Raw genomic sequence first — 25,925 nt, forward strand, 5'->3', positions numbered from 1 at the left:
CTATTATGAAAAAACCTGAATTGCTTGTTACACCGCAATCAGTGGACCATGTAAAAGACCTTTTACAGGCTGGAGCAGATGCTTTTGTCATTGGCGAACAACAATTTGGTCTGCGCCTAGCAGGAGAATTTTCTGTAAGTGAAGTGGAAGAGGCTACAAAGCTAATTCATGCAGCGGGTAAAAAGGTTTATGTTGCGGTAAATGCGTTATTCCATAATGAAAAATTGGATGCGCTTGCCGAATATTTAAAAGAAATGCAACGTATTGGTGTCGACCGTTTAATTTATGGTGATCCAGCAGTATTAATCATCCGCCGTGAGCAAGGTGTAACAATACCGCTACACTGGAATCCGGAAACGACTGCAACGAACTGGTTTACTGCAAATTATTGGGGAAAACGCGGGGCAACTCGTGCAGTGCTTTCACGTGAACTTTCTTTAGATGAAGTGCTAGAAATTAAAGAAAATACAGAAGTAGAGATTGAGGTTCAAGTACATGGAATGACATGTATGTTCCAATCAAAACGTCCATTACTAGGCCATTATTTCTTATATCAAGATAAAGTAATGGAAATTGAAAATCGTAAGGAAAATCGCAATATGTTCATTCACGATGATGAACGTAATAATAAATATCCAATTTATGAGGACGCTAATGGTACTCATATTTTCAGTCCAAACGATATGTGCATTATTGATGAGCTTGGCGAATTATTCGAAGGTGGCATTGATGCATTGAAAATTGAAGGTGTTCTTCAAACGCCAGAATATGTGAACACAGTAACAGAAGCTTATCGTCAAGCAATTGACACATATTTTGACGAATCAGAAGATGCGTATGAAGATATTAAAGATGATTTATTAGCTAAAATTGAAGATATTCAGCCTGCCATCAGACCTCTTGATACTGGCTTTATCTTCAAGGAAACAGTTTACTAGGAGGTGGCAAGAACATGGCATTAGTATTAGAACAAAATGACAAAATCCGTGAGATTGTAGACGGTAAACGTGTCATTACAAAAAAACCAGAGCTACTTGCCCCTGCAGGTAGTTTAGAAAAATTAAAAGTAGCAGTTCATTATGGAGCAGATGCTGTATTTATCGGTGGACGAGAGTTCGGTCTACGTTCAAACGCAGATAACTTCTCAATTGAAGAAATGCGCGAAGGTGTTGAATTCGCCAATAAATACGGTGCAAAAATATATGTTACGACAAATATTTTCGCCCATAATGAAAATATGGACGGCTTAGAGCAATATTTACAAGATATTGAATCTGCAGGTGTTACAGGCATTATTGTAGCGGATCCACTAATCATTGAAACATGCCGTACAGCTGCACCAAAGCTTGAAATTCACCTTTCTACACAGCAATCTTTATCGAACTGGAAGGCAGTACAGTATTGGAAAGAAGAAGGCTTACATCGTGTAGTATTAGCACGTGAAGTGGGCGGCGAAGAAATGAAGCTGATGAAGGAAAAAGTCGATATTGAAATTGAGGCATTCGTTCATGGAGCAATGTGTATAGCCTATTCTGGTCGTTGTGTACTTTCAAATCACATGACTGCTCGTGACTCTAACCGTGGTGGTTGCTGTCAATCTTGCCGCTGGGACTATGATTTATATGAGCTAGAAGATGGCGAAGAAAAGGCACTTTTCGATGATAATCATGCACCTTTTGCAATGAGTCCGAAAGACTTAAAGCTGATTGAAGCAATTCCACATATGATTGAGCTTGGTATTGATTCATTAAAAGTAGAAGGTCGTATGAAATCCATTCATTATGTGGCTACAGTTGTTTCAGTGTACCGCAAAGTGATTGACGCTTATTGTGCTGACCCTGAAAATTTCAAAATTAAACGTGAATGGCTCGAGGAACTAGACAAATGTGCTAACCGTGATACTGCTGAAGCATTCTTCCATGATGCCCCTGGCCACGAGGAGCAAATGTTTGGTGTACATGGCCGCAAAACGACTTATGAGTTTGCTGGTTTAATTTTAGAGCATGACCCAGAAACGAAAATAGTTACAATGCAACAACGCAACTATTTTAAACCTGGTGATGAGGTAGAGTTCTTTGGACCAGAAATCGAAAATTTCCGTCTTACAATGGGTGAAATTTGGGATGAGGATGGCAATAGCTTAGATGCTGCACGTCATCCACTACAAATTGTTAAATTTAAATGCGATACACCATTAAAACCACATAACATGATGCGAAAGGAGAATAATTAATGGCAGCAAAGCGTCCAGTCGTCATCGGAATCGCTGGTGGTTCATGCTCGGGAAAAACGAGTGTGACCCGTGCTATTTATGATGTTTTCCGCGATCATTCAGTAGTTGTAATTGAACAAGATTTTTATTATAAAGATCAAAGTCATTTAACGTTTGAGGAGCGTTTAGGTACAAACTATGACCATCCGTTAGCGTTTGATAATGATTTGTTAATTGAACACATAAAAAAATTATTGGTCCGTCAACCAATCGAAAAGCCAGTATATGATTATGTGCAGCATACAAGAGCTAAAGAAGTTATTCATGTAGAGCCTGTTGATGTTATTATACTAGAAGGTATTTTAGTGTTAGAAGATGCAGATTTGCGTGATTTAATGGACATTAAATTATTTGTAGATACGGACTCAGATTTACGTATTATTCGTCGTATAATGCGTGATATTAAAGAGCGCGGACGTACAACAGATTCTGTAATCGATCAATATTTATCGGCAGTGCGTCCAATGCATAATCTATTTATTGAACCGACGAAACGTTATGCTGATATTATTATTCCAGAGGGCGGGGATAATGAGGTTGCGATTGATTTAATGGTAACTAAGATTAAAACTATCCTTGAAACCGACAACGTATTGTAATAAGATAGAGTGGTATTGACAATATTTACATGCATATCTGTACATATTTCAGAAAGGCATGCATACTATTAGGTCAAAGAGTAATTTGAAACCGTTTAAAAATAATAAAATTCGATTAAGTGCATCCTACTAAGCCACTTAATCGAGTTTTATGTTTTTATATTGACGAAAACAAGGAGTGAAGAACTTTGGCAAACGAAAAACAGTACCCAATGACAGCTGAAGGTAAAAGAAAATTAGAAGAAGAATTAGTGAAATTAGAAACGGAAACACGTAAGGAAATCGTAGAACGTATTAAAATTGCGCGTGATTTCGGGGATCTTTCTGAAAACGCTGAGTATGATTCTGCAAAAGAAGAACAAGCCTTTTTAGAAGGTCGAATTTCTACATTAAAATCTATGATTCGTAACGCAGTTATTATTTCTGAGGACGAAACAGACAACAGTGTTGTATCACTAGGGAAAACGGTTACATTTGTAGAAGTTATTAATGGGAAACCATCAACAGATGAGGAATCGTATACAATTGTTGGTTCGGCTGAGGCAGATCCAATGGAATTCCGTATTTCAAATGAATCACCAATTGCTAAAGGCTTGCTAGGCCGTGCTGAAGGCGAAGAGGTTGTCGTTCAAACACCTGGTGGTGAAATGAAAGTTAAAATTATTTCAATAAAATAATTTTGGTACAAGCAGTTAGCTAATCTTTTCAAAAGAGAGCTAGCTGCTTTTATCTTCATTTAGCATTGTCTGTGCGAAAGCGAAGCGACAGCAACAACAACGCCAATGAGATATGGATTCTTGAATCTACACTTTCTATGTAAGCTTTTACATCGATGGTAAAAATCTGGTTCATCACCAAAAGTTGTAGGACTTTTGTTAAAACGTATACTATGTAAATAAGTTGATTGGAGTGGAGGCTGGGCGGCTCCTTGGGGATTAGCAATAGGGGAACGAAGGCTAAAACCATCACGTCCTGTTATAACGCCTTCGTGACCAACATCCTGCTGCTGCCGCTACGTTAGCACTACGCTTTCGCGCAAAAAAACATCTGTTGCCCCAAGCGGCTCATCGGACGCCCCCAGGAAGCTTTGCTCTGTGCGAAAGCGAAGCGTCAGCAACAACAAAGCGCCCAGTCGGAACGGAAATCAACCACACGTTTTGGTGATAATACAAAAATCTATTAGAATATACGTCGAGATGTCTATATTTTTCTCTATGAAAAAATATATGAGCACAATTATTTTGCAAGTACTGTTGAACTTGATAGAATATTGGCTAGAGAGGGGGAGACTTCATGAGTGAACGAAAAACTCGAAGCAGTCGTCATTTGCAGCCATCTCGTAATAAAAAGCTAGATAAACTATTGAATGTTTTAATTGGTATTGTCGTGATATTAATTATTATAACAGCAACATTTGTGTTTAAATGGCAGGATGATGCAGGAAAGGCTGAGAAAGACGAGCCAATACAAGAGCAGAAGAACGATAAAAAAGATGTGAAGGAAGAGCCTTCTAAAGAGCAAAATAATGATGAATCAGCTCAGGAGGAAAAACCAGCAAAGGAAGAGCCTACAGAAGAATCTCAAACATCTGAACAGGACACTACTACTGAAACTACTTCAGATAACCCAATTGTTGACAAGGTCATAACAAATAAAAATTGGGAACCTACACCTACAACACAAACAGGTCAGCATGTGTCTTCTTACGATGATGGATCAGTAGACTGGGCTGAGAAGGTAGCAACAGTTGCGGCAGTTACAGGCATCGAAAAGGACAATATGATTATCTGGCGTATGGGAAATAACGGTAGCGCTAATTCGGCTATTGCAACAGTTTCAACGAGTGATAAGACAAAAATGTATCGTGTTAGCATGGAATGGGTCGACAACGAAGGCTGGACACCAGTAAAACTTGAGCAACTAAATACATTAAACGGAGCCTATTGACGAAAATAACTCGTTTTATTATTTTTAATAGAGTTGAATAAAGAAGGGAAGTAACAGAGAGATGAAAATTGCAGTAATCGGCGCAATGGAAGAGGAAGTAGAGCTTTTACGAGCATCATTAGAGCAAGCAAAAAGCACAACAATCGCAGGCAGTGAGTATACAACAGGAACTTATAAAGGGAAAGAGGTAGTTTTATTAAAAAGTGGTATTGGTAAAGTAAATGCCGCAATGTCAACTACTATTCTATTACATGAATTCAAGCCTGACGTAGTCATTAATACGGGCTCTGCCGGAGGCTATGATGAAACTCTTGAAGTTGGCGCAGTTGTTATTTCAGATGAAGTTCGTCATCATGATGTAGATGTAACAATTTTCGGTTATGAAATGGGGCAGATGGCAGGTATGCCAGCAGCTTATAAATCGGATGAAAAACTTATGAAAGTCGCTGAAGAGGCAGTAGAGGCTGTAGGAGAGCACCAATATGGTATTGGCTTAATTTGCTCAGGTGATGCCTTTATGAATGATCCTGTTCGTGTAGAAGCTGTTCGTCGTCATTTCCCACAAATGAAGGCAGTGGAGATGGAAGCAGCTGCTGTTGCACAAGTATGTTATCAATTTGGTACTCCGTTTGTTGTTATTCGTGCTTTATCAGATATTGCTGGAAAAGAATCGAATCTTAGCTTCGATGAGTTTTTACCAGTAGCTGCAAAGCATTCCACACAAATCGTACTAAAAGCTATCGAATCATTATAAAGTCTAAAAATCTGTGAAATAAACTACACAAAATAGTCAAAATGAGTGGCTTTTAGTGTGAGAAAAATCACAGTTTAAAGGTCTCACTAATGCTAAACTGATGTTAAATAAATCTCTTCATATTTAGATGGGAGGCATTCATAATGCTATTTTTAACAGCAGGTGTAGTCATTATAACAATGTTACTCGGTACACTTATTTCAGTAGAACTATCAGAATCTGCAGAATAAAAAACTCTCTTGCGATTGAAAATCGCAAGAGAGTTTTTTTATTACTTCATTTATTACGCTAACTTGCTAAGGATTGGCTTATTACTAAAAGTTAGGGATGATGTTTGCTAAAACGTATGTTTTGTATATAAGTATTGGAGTGGAAGCTAGGCGACTCTTTGGGGATTAACGTCACAGATTAGACCCTGGAGCGAGCAGGTAGGGGAACAAAGGCTAAAACATCACGTCTGTGACAACGCCTTTGTACCAACCTCCTGTTGTTGTTGTTGTTGCCGCTTCCTTTCGCACAGACAAAACATGTTGTTGCTGCGTTCCGCTTTCGCACAGACAAAACATGTTGTTGCTGCGCTCCGCTTTCGCACAGACAAAACATATTGTTGCTGCCGCTCCGCTTTCGCACAAAAATACCCTATTACCCCAAGAGGCTCATCAGACGCCCACGGGAGAGCGTCAGTCGGAACGAAAATCAACTCTACGTTATGGTGACCAGCCTAAGGGGTACTTTTGTAACAAAAAATACAAGATTAATTGCAGAATAAAGTAATGGGAATGTTGAAATTTTATAAGTATCAATTTACAATATATTACTCAATAATCTTTTGATCTCGTTTATATAATTGATAGAGTTTAATAAGAGCTCGCTTTTCAATGCGAGATACATAACTACGAGAAATATTTAAACGTGCAGCGATTTCCTTTTGTGTAAGTGCATCTTGCTGGTTTAGACCATAGCGGAGTGTAACGATTTCGAGTTCACGATCGTCAAGCATATGCAAATAATGATATAGTTGTGCAACATGCTCTTTATGTTCAAGTTTTTCTGTTGCACTTTCTTCATCGCATTGTAAGAGATCTCGGATTTGTAGTGCATTACCATCTTTATCTGTACCGATTGGCTCAAATAAGCTAACATCTTTTTGCACTTTTTTCTGTGTACGCAGATGCATTAAAATTTCATTTTCGATACAACGGGCGGCATAAGTGGCAAGACGGGTTTTTTTGTCAGGCGTATAACTTTCTACGGCTTTCATCAGACCAATAGTACCGATGGAAATATAATCATCAAGTTGTTCATGTTTTGGGTGGAATTTTTTTACAACGTGTGCAACGAGTCTCATATTGCGTTCAATTAGATCGAGACGCGCTTGCTCATCACCGCCTAAAAATCGTTCAATACAAGCAGCTTCCTCTTCTTTTGAAAAGGGTTTATGGAATGTTTGCCCCTTTAAATAGCCAAGTAACGCTGGGATTTCAAGCCATAACTGCAACATAGATGTAAAAATTCCGCTCATTGAATGATTTCATCCTTTCCCCATTTTTCGACAGTATATGTTATAAAACTGTGTTAAATGAAAAAAAGTGCAACAGCAAATGCGCTGTTACACTTTTTTTAACGAGATTGTACTAATCATTAGTAATGCTAGTATTGGGAATAGGAAAAGATAAAATGCCGGGTGGAACGTATTAGATGCAAAATACGTTAAAGTTAAGATCGTACCTGCCGCTGTAATTGGTAACCCTGTAAAATAGCCGTTTGCTTCAGTAATATTGAAGCGAGCTAATCTCATCGCACCGCAGATGATGTATAGTACTGTCATCGTCATGCCGACGAAACCAAAGTCGACTAAGACAACTTTATACATTAATAATGCAGGCGCCACACCAAATGATATAATATCACTCATAGAATCTAATTGTTTACCTAGATCAGACACTTGTCCGAGTGCTCTAGCTACCTTTCCATCATAACGATCAAGAAGGGCTGCAATAAAGATAAACAAGACACTATAGCTATAGTATTCGTGTAGTGTAGCCATTATGGCCGCGCCGCCGAAGGACATATTACTGATTGTGATAAAGTTTGCTGCTTGCGATTTCATTTTCTTAACCGTGGTATCCACCAACTTGTGATAAAAAAACAAGGGGGATCACTCCTTTGCACTTAAGATATTGTACCATTATACTTCGAATGCGAAAAAATTGACAGTCTAAATTAATCGATAGGGGTTTTGTTTTATGAAAGAAAAACTATATCAACGCTTGATTGAATTAACAAACGGAAAGCAATCCTCCCATCTTTTGCAATCTATTGCAAAAGCAAAGTGGAGTAAACGAATTATTCCGAGTTACATGAAGGTATACGATATTAATCTTGAAGAGGTTTCAAAACAACAACAACATTTTTCAAGTTTACATGACTTTTTTACAAGAGAGCTTTTAAAAGATGCACGTCCAATTGAACAAAATCCCACTACTTATGTAAGTCCAGTGGATGCCAAAGTGGAATCCTTTGGACGTATCGAATGGGATATGACATTTCATGTAAAGGGTAAGCCTTATGCTTTACATGATTTACTTGGCAATGCAGAACGTGCTTCACAATATGCAGATGGACATTTTATCGTGTTTTACTTGAGTCCTGCAGATTATCACCGTATTCATAGCCCGATTGATGGGGAAGTGCTAAGACAATATATACTTGGTCAAAAATCTTATCCTGTTAACCAGCTCGGTCTTACATACGGTAAAAAACCTATTTCACACAATTATCGTTCAGTAACGGAGCTGAAAGTGGCGAATGATCAACAGATAGCATTTATTAAAGTTGGTGCTACCTTTGTAAATTCTATCATGCTCACTAATACAACAACACAGTGGCATAAGGGTGAAGAAGTCGGATATTTTTCATTCGGCTCAACAGTAGTTATGCTGTTTGAAAAGGATGCAATAGAATTTACGGAAAATGTTGTACAAGGAAGCCCAATTCGAATGGGTGAAGCCTTCGCAAATATGCTATAATGGTCGAATAATACGTTTAGATTAGGGGTCGCTATTTTGTATAATTTTTTATTACCAGATGAATTTGTCACGAGTATTTATGAAATTACACCGGAAAAGCTTCAAGACTTAGGTATTAAAGGGATTATTACGGATTTAGATAATACGCTTGTGGAATGGGACCGTGCAGATGCAACGGAAGAGCTAATTATTTGGCTGCGCATTATGAAAGAATCAGGCATTCGTGTTATTATTGCGTCGAATAACAAAGAAGCACGTGTTAAGCAATTTGCTGAGCCATTAGGTATTCCTTATATTCATAAGGCGAGAAAGCCACTTCGTAATGCCTTTTATAGTGCAATTGTTCAATTAGGACTACGACCACAGGAAGTAGTAATGGTAGGAGACCAACTACTAACAGATGTAATGGGCGCTAATCGCTTAGGTTTGCATACGGTACTAGTAAAACCAGTTGCACAATCAGATGGGCTCGTAACAAAATTCAACCGATTTATTGAACGTCGTGTGTTCAATAATTTAAAACGAAAAGGAATCAGTACTTGGGAGGAAAAAGAATGAACGAAATGCCAAATTGTATTGGCTGTGGTACAACAATTCAAACAGAAGATAAAACAGCAGTTGGGTATGCACCCCCATCATCATTAGAAAAAGACGTGGTCATTTGCCAACGTTGCTTCCGTTTGAAAAATTATAATGAAATTCAACCAGTTTCATTAACAGATGACGACTTTTTACGCATATTAAACGGTCTTGGAACACAGCAAGGCTTAATCGTGAAAATTGTTGATATATTTGACTTCAATGGGAGCTGGCTACCAGGACTTCACCGCTTCGTAGGTAAAAATCCTGTGTTATTAATCGCGAATAAAGCCGATTTATTACCGAAATCTGTGAAACCGAAAAAAGTGATTAATTGGCTAAAACGTGAAGCGAAGGCTCTAGGTCTACAACCTGTCGATGTACTTTTAGTGAGTGCCCATAAAGGTAACGGGATGGCCGAAGCAATGGAAGCCATTGATGAGTACCGTAACGGACAAAATGTGTATGTTGTAGGTTGTACAAATGTTGGGAAATCCACGTTCATTAATCGCATTATCAAGCAGGCTACTGGTGAAGGTGAGATTATTACAACTTCTCATTTCCCAGGTACCACTTTAGATATGATTGAAATTCCATTAGATGATGGTAGTGCATTATATGACACACCGGGAATTATTAATCACCATCAGATGGCACACCATATTGACTCTAGCGAATTAAAATATATTATGCCTAAAAAAGAAATAAAGCCAAAAGTGTATCAACAAAATGCTGGACAAACATTATTTATTGGCGCCCTTGCTCGTTTTGACTTTATTCAAGGAGAACGTTCGGCATTTACGGTACACGTGGCAAATGACTTACCAATACACCGAACAAAACTTGAGAAGGCAGATACATTGTATGCAGAGCATAAGGGTGAATTGCTGGCACCTCCAACTGCTGAATTTATAGAACAGCTACCACCATTAGTGCGTCATGAGTTCTCTATCAAAGAAGCGAAAACAGATGTTGTATTCTCTGGTCTTGGATGGATTACTGTGCAGCATGCCAATGTAGTTGTAGCAGCTTATGCCCCAAAGGGTGTACAAGTATCAATTCGCCCATCACTAATTTAGGATGTACAAGTAGAGAAGAGGGATTAGGAAATGAAGAAATGGTTTGCGGTTATGGGTGATCCGATTGAGCATTCAAAATCCCCGGCGATGCATAATGCTTGGTTCGAGGAAATGTCAATAGATGCGACGTATATTCCAGTGCATGTATCTTCTGAAAATTTGGAGTCAGCGGTTGCTGGCCTGAAAACATTAGGTGCTAGTGGCTGGAATATTACAATCCCACATAAAACAGCGATCATTCCTTATTTAGATGAGCTAGATGAGTTGGCAAAAAAAATGGGAGCTGTTAATACGGTTGTCCGAACAAAAGAAGGAAAATTAAAAGGATACAATACAGACGGTGTTGGTTTTGTACGTTCGTTAGAAGAAGCGGTTGGTAAGTCACATAAAGACAAGCCAGTTCTTCTTATTGGTGCGGGCGGTGCTGCTCGTGGTATTGCTTTTGCAATGCAACAGCAAGGTTTTACGAATTTAACCATTGCTAACCGCACAGTGGCAAATGCCCAAGCAATTGTCGATGAAATGGGTGTAGGTCATGCGATTTCTTTAGCGGAGGCTGAGGAATCATTAGCTGATTTCGGCATTTTAGTGCAAATGACATCGGCTGGACTTGCTACGGGCAATTTTTCAATGCCATTTTCATTAGAACGACTTGCAAAAGGCGCAATTGTAGCCGATATTGTGTATAATCCATTAATGACGCCTTTTTTAAAAGCGGCTGAGGAAAAAGGAGCAACCGTCGTTACGGGTCTTGGAATGTTCGTTCATCAAGGGGCTATTGCTTTTGAGCATTGGCTTGGTGAATACCCAAATACAAATTCAATGATTGCGCAATTAAAGGCGCAATTAGGAGGAAATTAATTTTTATGTTAACAGGTAAACAAAAACGTTTTTTACGTGCAGAAGCACATCATTTAACACCGATTTTCCAAGTAGGAAAAGGCGGCGTTAATGACGAAATGACAAAGCAAATCCGTGAAGCATTAGAAGTACGAGAGTTGATTAAGGTACGTATTTTAGATAACTGTGAAGAGGATAAGCATGAAGTTGCAGAAGCACTTGCTAAAGGTGCTCATGCAGAGCTTGTGCAATTAATCGGTCTGACAGTTGTTTTATATAAAGAATCACGCAATCATAAAAAGATTGCATTACCAAAAGCAACGAAATAAGGTGAGACGATGAAAAGGGTCGGTTTACTGGGAGGTACGTTTAATCCACCACATAATGGACATTTAATGATGGCTAATGAAGTACTGCATGCATTAGATCTAGATGAAGTTCGCTTTATGCCCAATGCGTTGCCACCACATAAGTTCGCACGTCATGATGCTAGCGATGAGGAACGCCTTGAAATGGTAAAGCGTGCAATAAGTCCATATCCGTATTTTTCTGTGGAGTCGTATGAGGTGGAGAAGGGTGGCGTATCCTATTCATATAAGACACTTTCTGCGATGTGTATAAGTGAGCCTAATGTGAAGTTTTACTTTATCATTGGAGGCGACATGATTGATTCGCTTCATACATGGTACTGTATTGATGAATTAGTGAAGCTTGTGCAATTTGTAGGAGTAAAGCGTCCAGGAACAGTGGCCACTACAGAGTACCCTATAGTAATGGTGGAAGCTCCCCAAATCGATTTATCGTCCACACTGATTCGTGAACGACTTGCTACTGGAGGAACGGTTACATTTTTACTGCCTGAAGCGGTAGAGACGTTCATACGAGAGGAAGGTCTATATGGAACGCGAACAGTACTTGGCGGCGATTAAGCCACGCATGCCTGAGAAGCGCTATATTCATACCATTGGTGTAATGGAAACAGCCATTGAGCTAGCAACATTATATGGTGAGGATGAAAAAAAGGCTGAGATAGCTGCCATCCTTCACGATATTGCGAAATATGCAGATATCGAATGGATGGAGAACATCGTCCGTGATGAAAAATTAGATGCTCGCCTTATTGGCTGGGGTAGTGAATTACTGCATGGTCCAGTAGGTGCATATATTGCAGAAAGCGAATTTGGCATTAAAGATGAGGATATGTTAAATGCTATTCGTTTTCATACAACAGGACGCGTGGGCATGAGCCGTCTAGAAAAAATTATTTTTGTTGCAGATATGATTGAACCTAATCGTAAATTTGATGGTGTTGATCGTCTGCGAAAAAAAGCAAAGAAAAATTTGGATAAAGCGATGAGTGCTTGTGTGCGCCATACATTGGCATTTTTAATTGACACAAAACAACCAATTTATCCATTATCAATAGAATGTTACAACGATATGATAAAAAGAGAGGACAGTGAAGGATGACTTCAACTTTATTACAAGCAGCTTACAAAGCAATTGACGACAAACATGGTGAGGATATTGTCGTTTTAAATATGCAAGGCATTTCACTTTTAGCAGATTACTTTATTATTGCCCATGGTAATTCTGACCGCCAAGTGCAAGCAATCGCACGTGAATTACAAGAGATAGCAGAAAAAGAGGGCTATGAAATTCGCCGTGTAGAAGGCTTTGATGGAGCACGCTGGGTGCTTGTCGATCTTGGAGATGTAGTAGCGCATGTATTCCATAAAGATGAACGTGCTTATTATAACTTAGAGCGTCTATGGGGCGATGCACCGCAACTAGACATGCCAGAGGCTTAAGTGTGAGTAGTTACGAACGATTTGCACACGTGTATGATGAGCTGCAAACCGATATCCCTTACAATCTTTATGTGGATTGGGTTTTGCAGCATGCACCGAGCAGTCAATTCCCGAATCTTTTAGATATCGGCTGTGGTACAGGTGTGCTTGGCCTGCTGTTTGCGCAGGCAGGTTACAAGGTAAGTGGAATTGACTTGTCGGAAGATATGCTCTCAATTGCCGCAGAGCGCTTTGCTGGTGCAGGATTACATGTGCCTCTCTATTGTCTGTCGATGGATGAATTAGAGGGCTTTGAGGCGCTTGACGTTGTAACGATTGCTATTGATTCGCTGAATTATGTAGTGGAAGAAAAAGCAGTTTATTCAACATTAGAACGCATTTATGGTGCTTTACGTGATGGAGGCCAGCTGTTTTTTGACGTACATTCATTATTTAAAATGAATGATATATTTTTAGACGGACCGTTTACGTATGACGATGGTGATATTAGCTATGTATGGCATACGGAACCTGGCGATTTTGAACATTCCGTTGTCCACCAAATGACGTTTTATGTGCGTGATGCTGCGAGTGATCTGTATGAACGCTTTGATGAGGAGCATAACCAACGTACATTCTCGATGGAGCAATATATGGCGTGGCTTCAGGAAATTGGCTTTCAACAAGTAGAAGTAACAGCAGATTTTACTGATGAAGGCCCTGAATATGAAAGTGAACGCATGTTTATCCGTGCGGTAAAATAGTAAAACAGCTCGCTGGTAAACTTACCAGCGAGCTGTTTTTACTTTCCGGTGTTTATTTTGTTTCGCAAATAACACTAATTTTCGAAAAAATATTTCTGTTATCTTACAACCTAATTAAAAGGAGCTGAAATTATGTGGCATTTATCATTGCGTGAAAAAAGAATGTATGAAAATGCGATGAAACTATTTATTTACGAATCTGATGAAGAGTGGACAGATTACCTTGCTTATGCAAAGGAAAATGATATTGATCCATTTAAGGAAAAGAAGCAGGAGTTAGATGTAATACGCGATAGTTTAATGAACTATTTACCACTGCGATTTCATACATATGTTTTAGATCGTACGTTGAATACACCAAATGTTCCTAAACATGTACGAGAAGATTTTTTAGGATGGAGAAATGAACAGGAGCAGCTATTTGAAAATATTCTCGATGCGGCATATGAAGAAAAGCAGAAATCGTTAGCTTATATAGAACCAAAGGAAAGAGAGGTCTTTGAGCAAAGCCTTCATGATGCAACAATAGTTAGTATTCGCCGTAATGCTACTCAAGTAGAATTAACATTTGATATGGCAGGGGGCTTTACTGCAAAGTCAATCATTTCTCTAACGTTTAACAATATTTTAAGTGAAGTAGGTCAAGTAGAACCAGAGCAGTTTTATATTTATGATGAGCTCAGAAAAACAGCGAATGGAATGGCACTACGTGTTATTTTTGATTGTCCAGAAGTGGAATGGACGATTGAAGCAGAGGAGTTAGACGCTGAATTTTATTATCGCCCAAAAACATATAGTGATTTTGCTGAAAACGGTAATTTTTCTACGTACGTTCAAACATTGCAGCTAGAGAGTGGCTTAATCTTTATTACACCTCAATTAAAAAAACGAGTAATCGGGATTCAGCAACAAGCACCGTTTTTAATTTTAGAAAATAGCAATCTATATGAAAATGATCAAGGCGTTTTTGTGGATACAATACGTGTGGCAGAAAAATTAGATGATTGTATTCATTTTTTACATACAGATACATATGAAGACCCGTATGCACATTTTAGTGAGCCAGTACCAATACAGGACTTGGAGGAGGCGGCCCTCGGTACGGATTTAGAGTTAAAGGTTCGCGCATGGAATACAATGTATGCCAATCCAGTACAGCTCGCGGAGAAGATTAAGCATATTTTAATGCAGATGGATCCAACTCAAGAGGATGATATGATGCAAAATGTGTTTATTCGTCATTTTTACAATGAGGGAATCTTAACGACTGAGCTTCAAGCGAAATTTAAAGATATCTTAGCAGAATAACGCTTGTAGAAAGTAATGTTGAAAAGAGGCTGGGATATAACTGGTCGAAACCTTAAAAAGTGCGAGAAATCAATTTAGAAACGTTGATTTCTCGCGCTTTTTTGATGTGAAAATTTTTATACGCAAATTATTAGTGCGGTCAGATAGTGTTGCATGAAGGTAGATGTCGACATTTTTCGAAAGTTGGTAGATAAATTAAAAAAGTTGGTAGATAAACTAAAAAAGTTGGTAGATAAATCGATAAAGTTGGTCGATAAACAATTAAAAGTTCTCGATAAATCTCAAAACTGCAGCTCAGGGATGCCTTCGTTTTTGTCTTAATAGATAATTTATCTTTTCAACACTTGAATGATATTGTAAGATGAAATAGACTCCATATGATTACCTTTTGCAAAGGAAAGGATGTTATTTGATGATCCAATCTTTTTGGCAAAAGTACAAAAAAAGTATGTTGCTCCCCGGCATACTAGTAATCAGTGGACTTTGTTACTTCTTTTTTTCGAGATCTGACTCTTCACCTCCCCAAGAAGAGCTCATCGAAACAATCCAACCTATTGAACAAACTGATATGAAAGAATCTGTTGATGAAGCGGTCATACAGCAGGTATTTGTTGATATAAAGGGTGCTGTTATGTATCCAGGCGTCTATGAGCTGCAGACTGACCAGCGAATTATAGATGCAGTACAGCTTGCAGGAGGCTATACGCAGAATGCTGATACGCAACTCATTAATCATGCACAAAAAGTTGAGGATGAGATGGTTATTTACATTCCGATAAAGGGTGAAAAGCCTAACGATATTACCTCTAATATCTTGATGATGCCTACTAGTGGAGCATCACAAGGTGTCAACGGCGTAAAAGATCAAAAGGTTAATTTAAATAAAGCAGATGAAGCTGCACTTACGACATTATCAGGTATTGGTCCATCTAAGGCTCAAAGCATTATTTCGTATCGTGAGGAGAATGGTGGCTTTAAAACAATTGAGGACTTAAAAAAAGTGAGTGGTATTGGCGAAAAAACGTTTGAGAAGCTGAAGGATTTCATTACCGTTAAGTAATGGCAGGAAATTTTGAGATATTGACGTTTCTTTTCAAAAAGGGCTACACTATAGTATAAAAAGACTGTTGCAAAACGAACAGCTTATTAATTTATGGAGGTAGTCATATGGAGCGAATTACTTGGGATCAATTTTTCATGGCGCAAAGCCATTTACTCGCATTACGTAGTACATGTACAAGGCTTGCAGTAGGAGCAACTGTCGTTAGAGATAAGCGAATTATAGCAGGTGGTTATAACGGTTCAATTACAGGTGATGAACATTGTATTGAAAATGGCTGCTATGTTGTTGAGAACCATTGTGTGCGTACAGTGCATGCCGAGATGAATGCACTGCTACAATGTGCTAAATATGGTACGCCTACAAAAGGTGCAGACTTATATGTTACACATTTCCCGTGTCTACCATGTACGAAATCTATTATTCAAGCAGGTATTGAACGAGTGTATTACGCTACTGATTATAAAAATAACCCTTATGCACAAGAACTATTTAAAAAAGCAGGTGTAGAGGTTGTACACGTTCCGTTTGATGAACGTAAAATCGACTTTTTAAGCGATGAAAAATTAGCCTTGTACATAGACATGCTAAACGAGCTTCGTGAGAGTGGTATGCCTGCAGAAAAATTGCTCCCATATGAACAGAAGGTGAGTGCATTATTTGGCAAAAAGCTTTAAAGCATAAATGTATTTACGTAGCACTAGCTGTACTTGTTGCTTCAATAGCGGCACACAAGTCAGCTTGGCTACTCGCTATTCTTCTACTTTTCGCGTTATGGCTTAAATTGAAAGGTGAAAGGCGTTTAATTTCAGCGCTTGTTATAGCCATTGGATTTCTTTCTTATTTCTTCATCGTAACATTTCAACTGACGGAATCTTCCCCTCTACCGTCAACATTCTCAATAACTTGGACGAGTGAATATAAAATAAATGGTCAAAAGCTTAGAGGCTTTGTCAAAACTGAAACTGGTGAGAAACTGTATGTCGTCTATACATTTTCATCAGAAGAAGAGAAAAGCTTGTATGAAACTACTTCATTGACAGGCAGGACCTATCTAGTTCAAGGAGAACTTGTAGCCCCTCTTCCACCTGCACATGCATATGCGTTTTCTATGGAAAAATATTTAATCAGTAAAGGTGCTAGGGGAATATTTGAAGTTTCAAGCTGGACCTTTATTGAAGAGAAAAAATCTATACGTTCGTTTCTTGCTAAACAGAGACACTATATGAAAAAACATATTGAAACAACATTCCCGGATTCACTAGTTGCAGAGGCACAAGCGCTTCTAATAGGATTGCAGGATCAAGTCGATTATGAGCTTCAAAGGGCCTATCAAAAGCTTGGTATCACCCATATATTTGCTATCTCTGGTTTACATGTGGCACTTGTCTCATGGTTGTTTTTTGAAGGCCTTTTACGTCTAGGCGTACGGAAGGAAATGGCGACCTTAGTTTTACTCATCATTTTACCTATCTACGGGGTGATTGCGGGTGGTGCGCCTTCCGTATGGCGCGCAGTATCTGTTGTAGAATTAATCATGCTGATGCGTTACGCTAGGTGGCAAATATCGATTGACGATGCCCTAGCAATTAGCTTTCTTTGTTTTGTCCTACTTGAACCAGGTGTCATTTATCAGATTGGCTTTCAATTGTCATATTTAGCAACGGTTAGTCTCGTCTATTCGGGTGTCATTTTAAGACGATCCACGAACTGGTTAATCCGTTCATTTTTCATTACATTTGTATGCCAGCTTCTTGTTTATCCATTATTACTCCATCATTTTTATGAAATTTCTATTTCTTCATTTTTAGCGAATATTATTTTCGTACCACTGTTTTCCCTTGTTATTTTGCCTTTTAATATTGTCTTGTTTGTCATAACGATTATATCGATGCCAGTAGCGAAAGCTTTGTTTGTTGGATACGAGCCGTTCCGTGTGTGGCTTACAAAGTTTATTTTATATCTTCAGGAATTGCCGTTTCAGATGTGGTCGCCAGGGCAGCCTGCTATATGGCTTATTTGCGTAGCATTGATCAGCATATTAGCGGGCTTCTATTTTATAGAGATAAAACAGTATGGTAAATTTGCAGTTGTCATGTTTATTCCTGCATTGTGTATTCATTTATCACCGATGTTGTTTACCGATACTAAGCTGACATTTTTAAACGTTGGTCAGGGTGATTGTACAGTTATAGAATTACCGTTTAGAAGGGCTGTGTATGTTATTGATTCAGGCGGCGTACTACGCTTTGAACAGGAGATATGGAAGACTTCAGAAAGCCCATATGAGGTTGGGAGACAAGTTGTGGTACCATTTATGAAAGGAAAAGGGATACGAAACATTGATATTTTTATCGCCACTCATGCGGATGCTGATCACGTAGAGGGAGCTGAAGAGATTTTGCAAGAGATTAATATGCATGAAATTCATCTCACTCCTGGTTCGATGGATAAGCCTGTTATGCGGGATTTACTGATGGAAGCCAAGAAGCAAAAAGTTTCTGTGAAAGAAAAAATGCGGGGAACTGCATGGCGCATAGGAAAAACTAGTTTTTATTATTTATGGCCCCGTGACACTCTTTATGAGGGGAATGATGATTCAATTGTTTTATATATGCAACAGGGGTCATTTCGAGCATTGTTTACGGGTGACTTAGAGGAATATGGTGAACAGGAGCTTATCCATCTTTACAACAAGCAATTAGCGAATATGACAGTGTTGAAGGCTGGACACCATGGCAGCAAAACATCGAGTATGGAGCCTTTTGTAGAGCTGTTACGGCCTGAATTAACCATTTTCAGCGCGGGACTAAATAACCGCTATCGTCATCCGCATGGTGAGGTAGTGGAGCGTTTTACAAGTCGAAATTTAGCTACTTTAACAACTGGAATAGATGGGACGATTGAAGTAAGAATTCGTGGCAATAGTTGGTCTGTGCAAAAGGGAAAAGACCTTGTCCAATGAGCAAGGTCTTTTTCCTCGTACATTACATTCAATTATTTAGAGGCTACTTCTACTACTATCGCGATGAGAAACATAAGTGCAAACATTCCAAATGATACACCGAAGCCAACTCCTGAATCAGTTGCATCGTTACGGCGACATTGTATGTTTTTTCCTTCAAATGGATTCATTGTTATCCCTCCAATTCTGTTATTTATTATAAGACATCGTTTTCATAAAAGCTATATCGAAACGGAGAATTTACCATGTGGCAAAGAATCGACACAATTCGGTCAAAGTCACAAAGGAATTTCAAATCATGTATACTAGTAGTATTGCTAGATGGAGGGAAAATTATGATTTCAACGGTTTGGAATAATATCAAAAAAGGAGAGCTCTCACCAGTGTATTTACTCGTTGGTGAGGAAGGTTATTTTATAGATGAAACAGTTAAACGGTTAAAAGAAGCGATAGGCCCCGAAGAAGAGATAGAGATGTCAACATTTGATTTGGAAGAAATGCCAGTGGATGCCGTTATGGATGAAGCAGATACAATTCCTTTTTTCTCTGAGCGAAAGCTTATCATTGCTAAAAACGCATCCTTTTTAAAGGCAACTGAAAAAGGAAAAGAAAAAATTGACCATGATATTAAACGCTTAGAAACATGGCTTGCTAATCCTTCTGATTTTTCAGTTACAGTTTTTATCGCACCTTATGAAAAATTGGATGAACGTAAAAAAGTGACAAAGATGATGAAGGAGCATGCGTTATTAGTCCAAGCTGAAACACCAAAGGAGCAGGACTTAGCTGTGTGGATACAGAGTAGAGTTAAAGCAGAGGGCAACCGCATTACACAAAATGCGATTGAGCAGCTTGTCGCAATGGTTGGATCGAATATGCTACAGTTGCAAATGGAAATTGAGAAGCTAACCCTTTATATAGGAGATGGCGGTGAAATAACGGCTACGCTAGTTGAGGATTTAGTGGCAAAAACGTTAGAACAGGATGCCTTCAAAATGTTAAATGCTTATTTTGCAAACGATTCTGTAGGGGCACTGTCTATTTATCACGATTTACTACGTCAAAAGCAAGAGCCTATCATGCTTGTCGGTTTGCTTGCATCAAATGTACGTACGATGTCCAATGTGTTTTATTTATTAAAAAAGGGCTATCATCCACAGCAAATCGCAAAAAATTTAAAAATACATCCTTATCGTGTCAAGTTGATGGTTGAGCAGCGTAATCGTCCATCAGAGGAAAGTTTATTGAAGGCGTTATATCAGTTAGCAGAGGTTGATTTACAACTGAAATCAACTGGAGGCAATCGTGAGCGTTATTTAGAACTCTTTTTACTACGTCGGCTTTAAGGATTGTGTAGAAGAAAACATCTATTGATGAGCTGTCCGAAGCAATAGGCGCAGCTTTATCAAGGTGTAATTAATTTTCTTGTAAATTAAAAAGATCAGCTACTCTTAATAGAGTAAACTGATCTTTTATAACAATTACGCTTTTTTAGCAAGGCGAGACTTTTTACGAGCCGCCGCGTTTTTGTGGATAAGTCCTTTTGAAGCTGCTTTATCTAAAGATTTGTAAGCTGCTTGTAAAAGTTCTTGTGCGTTTTCAGCTTTAGCAGCAACAGCGTTCTCAGCTTTTTTCACTGTAGTACGCATTGCAGATTTAGCTTGAGTGTTAGCAGCGTTAGCTTTTTCGTTAACTTTTACGCGTTTAATCGCAGATTTAATGTTTGGCATATGTTTCACCTCCTAAAATAGGTACGAGATGATATCTTCTCATTGATTTCTTGTGTCAATACAACAAAAATCATTTTAACAAACGCTAGGACAAATTGCAATAGATAAATGCAAAGAATATTTACTTGACAGTTTGAACAAACTACAGTTGAGGTGAACTGTATGCAAAATTTTAATTGGCAACGTACGGATTTGATTGATGAGTCTGAAGAGGTAGTTTTACATCAAACGAAAGAGCAAAAAGATACACTTAAAGAGTCGAGTGGTATTCAAATTGAAGATATCAATGCTGGTCGGGTAAAAATCACTGATGTGCTCGTCGATGCAGAAGGTGAGAAGCAAATTGGAAAGAAGAAAGGGAAGTACATTACTCTTTCTGTGCCTACTTTGACGTTAGAAGATCAGGATGGATTTGAGCAGCTTGAGAAAGAATTGCTTGCGAATTTCAAAAAAATGCATGAATCCATGTCATGGAAAGAAGATGACAAAATTTTAATTGTTGGTTTAGGGAATCGGACAATTACACCAGATGCTATAGGACCGTATCTTATTGATCATTTGCATAGTTTAGATGTAATAGATGAAAAATTCGTCATGTATGCGCCTGGTGTAACGGGGCAAACAGGATACGAGACTGGTGAATTTGTAGCGGCGTTAGCAGAGCGACTAAAACCTAAATTAATTATTGTTGTAGACGCACTTGCAACGAGAGCTAGTGATCGCTTATGTAAAACAATTCAATTAACAGATACAGGGATACACCCTGGTTCAGGTGTAGGAAATCAGCGTAAGGAAATATCATATGAGATGCTTGGCATTCCTGTTACCGCAATCGGTATCCCAACAGTAGTTGATGCACCTGTATTAATTGCGGATGCTGTAGAGGTAATGCTACGTTCTATAGCTGCACGAGTGGCAGAGCGAAGTAAACCTTCATCCAAATTGTCATTGTCGTCTTGGCAACCAGATATAAATAAAGAACTAGATATGTCTTTAGTACAGCCGATTTTTGGAGAATGGGCTACATGGTCTAAAGAAGAGCGTCAGCAATTATTTGCAGAGACTTTCGCAGGCTCGCATACACAGCTAATGGTAACGCCAAAGGAAGCCGATTATTGGGTAGATAAGTATGCAAAAATCGTGTCTTCTATGCTTATGAAATGGGCAAATAATCTATAATTTTTTTCGTTCTAAAAGGCATACCCCCTCCATACGATAAGGGGAGGAGGGTGTGACTTTGCTAAAAAAACTACAGTGGTCATTTGGTTTATTGTTGTTCTTTTTCGTATTACCTGTCATTGCTGGGCAACTTCCGTTCAACAAGCAAGCATCGACTCCGATTAAAGAACCTGAGGATAAACAAGTCGTGTTTGCCGCTACTAATTTACCTGAACAAAGTGCACTGGAGCAGACAAAAGAGGAAACAAAGAATCAAGCAAAAGAGGAAACAAAAGATCAAACAAAAGATCAAACAAAAGATCAAGCACAAGATAAAACACAAGATCAAACACAAGATCCATTTAAAGTCTTGTTATTATTTACGCATTCACAGGAATCATATCAACCAATGGTGAAAGCTGTTAGCGGGAAGGCGGCCTATTATGATGAAAAAACAAATATTTATAATTTAAAAGATACTATTTCTAAGCATTTTAGCATGAATGGTATACAAACTGACGTTTTAGATGTTGATGTTATGAAGGAACTAAAACTTAAGGGAAAAAGTTTTCCGGATTCTTATAACTTTGTACGTCCTTATTTAGCAAAACGTTTACAAGAGCAATCCTATGATTTAGTGATTGATTTTCATCGAGATTCTGCCAAGAAAAATGCGACAACGATAACCCATAATAACGAATCGTATGCAAGGATTGCGATTGTCATTGGTGCAGAGCATAAGAATTATAGATGGAATACTGCTTATGCAGAAAGTCTATCAGCTACTATGAATGAAATTGTGCCGAAAATTTCCAGAGGTGTTATATCAAAAAGTGGTGACAATGTGGATGGACGTTATAATCAAGATTTAACAAAAGAAATGATATTAATCGAAATAGGTGGAATTGACAATACAGAAGAAGAATTGAATCGTACAATTGCTGTAATAGGAAAAGCTATATCAAAATCCTTCAATACAGGAAAATAAAAAATAGATTTTTTGGATTGGCAAAAAGCTGGACTTTTTTATAGTCTTCTTTTTGCCAATTTTTGTTTAGATATAGCACTTAATCATTTTTTGGACAAAGTATGAAAATTGAATGATTGTTAGCAAAAATACCAGGAATTTGTTTTAGAAAAAATAGTTGTTAAGCCTTTTAATTATTCATTTCTTGCCTTATAATTTTCGAGTCAGCACATAAAGATTTGACGAAGAGTTGTAAAAGTTTTAAAGCGGCATATGCAATAGGCGAAATACGCTAAGCATCTACCATTTTGGAGATGCTTTTTTGATGGATAAAATATGAATAAGATTAACCTTTATTTTAAAAGAATGAAGGAAAACATACATATGAGAAGTTATTTCCGAGTTGTTTATGTGATCAAAAAGAATATTAAACTTCTATCAGCAAATATTTTCTGCGCGAAAGCGAAACGACAGCGGCAAATGTTTTCTGCGCGAAAGCGGCAATTATGCCGAGGGATAATTAATAAATATTATTAGATGTAAACTTTTATTTATACTCATCCGTCATTTATATAAGTGAATGCACTGAATCATTAGTTAAAAGGGGACGATATTGACTTAATACTAAAATTTACACTATAAAAAAGGTTTGTAGATTATCGGAAGAAGAGGAAGGAATATTATGTCAGGCAAGACAGTCAATCATCGTTATATCCCTGGATTAGATGGGATTCGAGCTTTAGCAGTACTAGCTGTGATAGCTTATCATTTTAACTTTAAATGGGCCAGTGGAGGGTTCCTAGGAGTTGATATCTTTTTTGTTTTATCGGGTTACTTAATAACCTCTACTATTTTACCTTTACAAGGAAATCAATTAAAAGTAGGGCTAGGAGAATTTTGGATTGGACGATTTCGACGCCTACTACCTGCTGCGTACGTAATGATTATTACTTCATTCGCTTGGGCTACCTTATTTCATAAGGAACTTCTTCATACATTGCGCGGAGATGCAATATCTTCTATTTTTTATTCAAGTAATTGGTGGTTCATTTTCCATAAGCTCTCTTATTTCGACAGTTTTGGATCCCCTTCACCTATAAAAAATTTATGGTCTTTAGCAATTGAGGAACAATTTTATCTTATTTGGCCAATTCTGTTAATGCTAGGGCTTTATCTTGTTAAAAAACAGAGTAAATTAGCCATTTTTATCTTTATCGGTGCATTATGTTCAGCTGTGTTAATGGGCTTACTGTATGAGCCAGGAGCTGATCCTAGTCGTATATATTACGGGACAGATACACGTTCCTTTGAATTACTTATAGGCTGCTGGCTTGCTCTCGTTTGGCCGATGAAAAGACTATCTTCTCAAAAACTAACTACTGACCATGTTAATAAACTAAATGCTATAAGTTTGCTTGCTTTTAGTATTTTCATATTAAGTATTATTTTTGTAAATGAATATCAAACTTTCTTATATAGAGGAGGCATGTTCCTATTTTGTTTGAATGCAGCTATATTAATAGCGTGTGTTTGTCATCCAATTAGCATTTTAGGAAAATTACTTTCTTTGAAGCCTCTACGTTGGATTGGTTCAAGATCATATGGAATTTATCTATGGCATTATCCAATCATGGTGTTGGGTACTCCAGTCCACGAAATAGGTAATCCTACGTACTGGCGAGTTGCTATACAGCTAGTTCTTATTTTGATTATTGCAGAATTATCGTATCGTTTTATTGAAATGCCAATAAGGAAAGAAGGTTTCCGCTCCTATTATCGACAATATCTTGTAGTTAATAAAGATAAATGGGGCAGCATTTCGTTTACTAGAAAAATTTCTACTGTGCTTGTTCCACTATTCCTTCTAGTATTTTTTACTGGAATGACAGGCGTTATAGGAAAAGAACAAACGGAATCAAAAGAGTCTAAGCCAACAGAAATTAAAATAAATGGTGGAGAACAACCTTCTAAGCAAAATGATACCGTAGCGGAAAAAGAAACAACGGAAAGCGATTCATCGATTGTTAAGAATGAAAAAACTGAAACTAACCATCAATCGGACAAAGAAGAACCTAAGCAAGGAAAGAATGATACAACTGCTAATCCTAATGAATCCTATAATGGTATATTAGCTATTGGAGATTCTTTAATGATAGATATTGCTACAAGCTTACATAATGTCTATCCTAACATTACAATTGATGCAAAAATTGGTCGCCAAGTTTCACAAGCTGTCCAACTGGCACCAAATTATGCTAGTTTTAATGAGCCAAATAAAGCGGTTATTATTCAACTTGGCACAAATGGTTACTTTACGGATGATCAGATCGATGAACTACTTAAAGCATTCTCCAATGCCGATATTTATTTAGTGAATACTCGAGTACCGCGCTCATGGGAAAGTAATGTAAACTCTTCATTACAACAAAAAGCTCAAGAGCATGATAATATTACATTGATTGATTGGCATTCGGTTGCAATTAATCATCCAGAGTTTTTTGCTCCGGATGGTGTCCATTTAGTACAAAAAGGTGTTAATACGTTAACAAACCTTATTCAACAAACAATAAATATATAATTTAGTAATAAAATATCCAGAGTGCACGTAAGTGTAGCTGGATATTTTTTGTAGGAAAATCTTAAGCACTCTTTATCATTTTTTTATTGATTGCAGAGGAAATGGCACGCTATTTAGAATAACCATTGATTTAACAGCATTTATGCCGTTCTAATGTTATGTTACAGACTGCTCCTCTAATTCCTTCAATACATGGCCGTAAATCTTATAGACACAGCCTACAGTCCAGATACGAGATTTTCATTCTACATTGGCGTTCCAATGTTAATACTGTACGTTATTGTCGGTACATATTTGCATAAAAAAGGAAAGATTAATAATCCTAGTTAAAACCATTTTTAGATGCACAATAAATGACAAAGAAATTAAATAATCCAACTATATATAAATAGTTGTTTGCATCCATTTTTCTAGTGAATAATCAGAATATTTCAGGAATTACAATGAGTTAAAGGAGATACTGAATGTGTGAGGTTTTTAAATAAGAAATAATCCATTTGACTGCC

At 37.8% G+C, this 25,925-nt stretch carries 28 protein-coding genes; 23 read left to right on the top strand and 5 right to left on the bottom strand.

Annotation, left to right across the window (positions count from 1 at the left end):
* Positions 1-5: 5 nt before the first annotated feature.
* From ACIQ7T_RS11155 to mtnN, 6 genes are all read left to right on the top strand, one after another.
* Complete coding sequence (locus tag ACIQ7T_RS11155; RefSeq protein ID WP_370075350.1) at positions 6-938, top strand: peptidase U32 family protein; 933 nt, start codon at positions 6-8, stop codon at positions 936-938.
* A gap of 14 nt (positions 939-952) precedes the next feature.
* On the top strand, positions 953-2,233 hold the full coding sequence (locus tag ACIQ7T_RS11160) for a peptidase U32 family protein (protein ID WP_370075349.1): 1,281 nt from the start codon (positions 953-955) through the stop codon (positions 2,231-2,233).
* A complete protein-coding gene (gene udk / locus ACIQ7T_RS11165; RefSeq protein ID WP_370075348.1) occupies positions 2,233-2,871 on the top strand; it encodes a uridine kinase in 639 nt (212 codons plus the stop codon). The genes ACIQ7T_RS11160 and udk overlap by 1 nt, the downstream gene beginning before the upstream one ends.
* 188 nt (positions 2,872-3,059) lie before the next feature.
* Positions 3,060-3,548 (top strand): transcription elongation factor GreA, encoded by a 489-nt coding sequence (gene greA, locus ACIQ7T_RS11170; RefSeq protein WP_049667741.1) that lies wholly within the window; start codon positions 3,060-3,062, stop codon positions 3,546-3,548.
* Positions 3,549-4,164: 616 nt separating this feature from the next.
* Positions 4,165-4,818 carry a YrrS family protein gene (locus ACIQ7T_RS11175; protein WP_370075347.1) on the top strand — a complete coding sequence of 218 codons (654 nt, stop codon included), beginning with the start codon at positions 4,165-4,167 and terminating at the stop codon, positions 4,816-4,818.
* 61 nt (positions 4,819-4,879) lie between these two features.
* Positions 4,880-5,572: a 5'-methylthioadenosine/S-adenosylhomocysteine nucleosidase gene (gene mtnN / locus ACIQ7T_RS11180; RefSeq protein ID WP_370075346.1), complete on the top strand. Its 693-nt coding sequence runs from the start codon at positions 4,880-4,882 to the stop codon at positions 5,570-5,572.
* A gap of 443 nt (positions 5,573-6,015) precedes the next feature.
* Here mtnN and ACIQ7T_RS11185 read toward each other — a convergent pair whose 3' ends face one another.
* The 3 genes from ACIQ7T_RS11185 to pssA form a co-directional block, all read right to left on the bottom strand.
* Positions 6,016-6,138, bottom strand: a complete 123-nt coding sequence (locus ACIQ7T_RS11185) for a hypothetical protein (protein ID WP_402870334.1) — start codon at positions 6,136-6,138, stop codon at positions 6,016-6,018.
* A 248-nt stretch (positions 6,139-6,386) separates the two neighbouring features.
* Positions 6,387-7,094: an RNA polymerase sporulation sigma factor SigK gene (sigK, locus tag ACIQ7T_RS11190; protein ID WP_370079523.1), complete on the bottom strand. Its 708-nt coding sequence runs from the start codon at positions 7,092-7,094 to the stop codon at positions 6,387-6,389.
* A gap of 87 nt (positions 7,095-7,181) precedes the next feature.
* Positions 7,182-7,682 (bottom strand): CDP-diacylglycerol--serine O-phosphatidyltransferase, encoded by a 501-nt coding sequence (gene pssA / locus ACIQ7T_RS11195; protein ID WP_142509087.1) that lies wholly within the window; start codon positions 7,680-7,682, stop codon positions 7,182-7,184.
* 136 nt (positions 7,683-7,818) lie between these two features.
* On the opposite strand from pssA, the gene ACIQ7T_RS11200 reads away from it, so the two are divergent.
* The 13 genes from ACIQ7T_RS11200 to ACIQ7T_RS11260 all read left to right on the top strand — a co-directional run bounded on the left by ACIQ7T_RS11200 (position 7,819) and on the right by ACIQ7T_RS11260 (position 18,986).
* Complete coding sequence (locus ACIQ7T_RS11200; protein WP_370079522.1) at positions 7,819-8,601, top strand: phosphatidylserine decarboxylase; 783 nt, start codon at positions 7,819-7,821, stop codon at positions 8,599-8,601.
* A gap of 36 nt (positions 8,602-8,637) precedes the next feature.
* On the top strand, positions 8,638-9,159 hold the full coding sequence (locus ACIQ7T_RS11205; protein WP_049667747.1) for a YqeG family HAD IIIA-type phosphatase: 522 nt from the start codon (positions 8,638-8,640) through the stop codon (positions 9,157-9,159).
* On the top strand, positions 9,156-10,259 hold the full coding sequence (gene yqeH / locus ACIQ7T_RS11210; protein ID WP_370079521.1) for a ribosome biogenesis GTPase YqeH: 1,104 nt from the start codon (positions 9,156-9,158) through the stop codon (positions 10,257-10,259). Before ACIQ7T_RS11205 ends, yqeH begins: the two co-directional genes overlap by 4 nt.
* Positions 10,260-10,289: 30 nt before the next feature.
* On the top strand, positions 10,290-11,120 hold the full coding sequence (gene aroE, locus ACIQ7T_RS11215) for a shikimate dehydrogenase (protein ID WP_370079520.1): 831 nt from the start codon (positions 10,290-10,292) through the stop codon (positions 11,118-11,120).
* Positions 11,121-11,125: 5 nt separating this feature from the next.
* Entirely contained in the window at positions 11,126-11,428 is a 303-nt protein-coding gene (yhbY, locus tag ACIQ7T_RS11220) for a ribosome assembly RNA-binding protein YhbY (RefSeq protein ID WP_323653381.1), read from the top strand.
* 9 nt (positions 11,429-11,437) lie between these two features.
* Positions 11,438-12,028 carry a nicotinate-nucleotide adenylyltransferase gene (locus ACIQ7T_RS11225; RefSeq protein WP_370079518.1) on the top strand — a complete coding sequence of 197 codons (591 nt, stop codon included), beginning with the start codon at positions 11,438-11,440 and terminating at the stop codon, positions 12,026-12,028.
* Entirely contained in the window at positions 11,997-12,569 is a 573-nt protein-coding gene (gene yqeK / locus ACIQ7T_RS11230; protein WP_402870339.1) for a bis(5'-nucleosyl)-tetraphosphatase (symmetrical) YqeK, read from the top strand. Before ACIQ7T_RS11225 ends, yqeK begins: the two co-directional genes overlap by 32 nt.
* The gene (rsfS, locus tag ACIQ7T_RS11235; RefSeq protein ID WP_370079516.1) at positions 12,566-12,910 is read left to right on the top strand and encodes a ribosome silencing factor; all 345 of its coding nucleotides are present in this window, start codon (positions 12,566-12,568) and stop codon (positions 12,908-12,910) included. Before yqeK ends, rsfS begins: the two co-directional genes overlap by 4 nt.
* Before the next feature lie 2 nt (positions 12,911-12,912).
* Positions 12,913-13,653 (top strand): class I SAM-dependent DNA methyltransferase, encoded by a 741-nt coding sequence (locus ACIQ7T_RS11240; RefSeq protein ID WP_402870342.1) that lies wholly within the window; start codon positions 12,913-12,915, stop codon positions 13,651-13,653.
* A 132-nt stretch (positions 13,654-13,785) separates the two neighbouring features.
* Positions 13,786-14,961: a DUF4085 family protein gene (locus tag ACIQ7T_RS11245; protein ID WP_402870345.1), complete on the top strand. Its 1,176-nt coding sequence runs from the start codon at positions 13,786-13,788 to the stop codon at positions 14,959-14,961.
* 412 nt (positions 14,962-15,373) lie between these two features.
* The gene (locus ACIQ7T_RS11250; RefSeq protein ID WP_402870348.1) at positions 15,374-16,021 is read left to right on the top strand and encodes a helix-hairpin-helix domain-containing protein; all 648 of its coding nucleotides are present in this window, start codon (positions 15,374-15,376) and stop codon (positions 16,019-16,021) included.
* A 107-nt stretch (positions 16,022-16,128) separates the two neighbouring features.
* Positions 16,129-16,698, top strand: coding sequence for a ComE operon protein 2 (locus ACIQ7T_RS11255; protein ID WP_402870350.1), 570 nt, complete (start codon positions 16,129-16,131; stop codon positions 16,696-16,698).
* Positions 16,699-16,805: 107 nt separating this feature from the next.
* Positions 16,806-18,986 carry a DNA internalization-related competence protein ComEC/Rec2 gene (locus ACIQ7T_RS11260; RefSeq protein ID WP_402870352.1) on the top strand — a complete coding sequence of 727 codons (2,181 nt, stop codon included), beginning with the start codon at positions 16,806-16,808 and terminating at the stop codon, positions 18,984-18,986.
* A gap of 32 nt (positions 18,987-19,018) precedes the next feature.
* Here ACIQ7T_RS11260 and ACIQ7T_RS11265 read toward each other — a convergent pair whose 3' ends face one another.
* Positions 19,019-19,156 carry a YqzM family protein gene (locus ACIQ7T_RS11265; RefSeq protein WP_142508925.1) on the bottom strand — a complete coding sequence of 46 codons (138 nt, stop codon included), beginning with the start codon at positions 19,154-19,156 and terminating at the stop codon, positions 19,019-19,021.
* Between the two features lie 165 nt (positions 19,157-19,321).
* On the opposite strand from ACIQ7T_RS11265, the gene holA reads away from it, so the two are divergent.
* The gene (gene holA / locus ACIQ7T_RS11270; protein WP_370079509.1) at positions 19,322-20,332 is read left to right on the top strand and encodes a DNA polymerase III subunit delta; all 1,011 of its coding nucleotides are present in this window, start codon (positions 19,322-19,324) and stop codon (positions 20,330-20,332) included.
* 135 nt (positions 20,333-20,467) lie between these two features.
* Here the strand turns inward: holA and rpsT are convergent, their stop codons facing one another.
* A complete protein-coding gene (gene rpsT, locus ACIQ7T_RS11275) occupies positions 20,468-20,716 on the bottom strand; it encodes a 30S ribosomal protein S20 (protein ID WP_142508923.1) in 249 nt (82 codons plus the stop codon).
* A gap of 162 nt (positions 20,717-20,878) precedes the next feature.
* Between rpsT and gpr the strand changes: the two genes are divergently transcribed.
* The 3 genes from gpr to ACIQ7T_RS11290 all read left to right on the top strand — a co-directional run bounded on the left by gpr (position 20,879) and on the right by ACIQ7T_RS11290 (position 25,419).
* On the top strand, positions 20,879-21,895 hold the full coding sequence (gpr, locus tag ACIQ7T_RS11280) for a GPR endopeptidase (RefSeq protein ID WP_402870355.1): 1,017 nt from the start codon (positions 20,879-20,881) through the stop codon (positions 21,893-21,895).
* A 52-nt stretch (positions 21,896-21,947) separates the two neighbouring features.
* Entirely contained in the window at positions 21,948-22,862 is a 915-nt protein-coding gene (gene spoIIP / locus ACIQ7T_RS11285) for a stage II sporulation protein P (protein ID WP_402870358.1), read from the top strand.
* Positions 22,863-23,523: 661 nt separating this feature from the next.
* Entirely contained in the window at positions 23,524-25,419 is a 1,896-nt protein-coding gene (locus ACIQ7T_RS11290) for an acyltransferase family protein (RefSeq protein WP_402870361.1), read from the top strand.
* Positions 25,420-25,925: the final 506 nt, after the last annotated feature.

It is taken from the genome of Lysinibacillus sp. NPDC096212 (genome assembly GCF_044763105.1).
GTDB lineage: Bacteria > Bacillota > Bacilli > Bacillales_A > Planococcaceae > Lysinibacillus.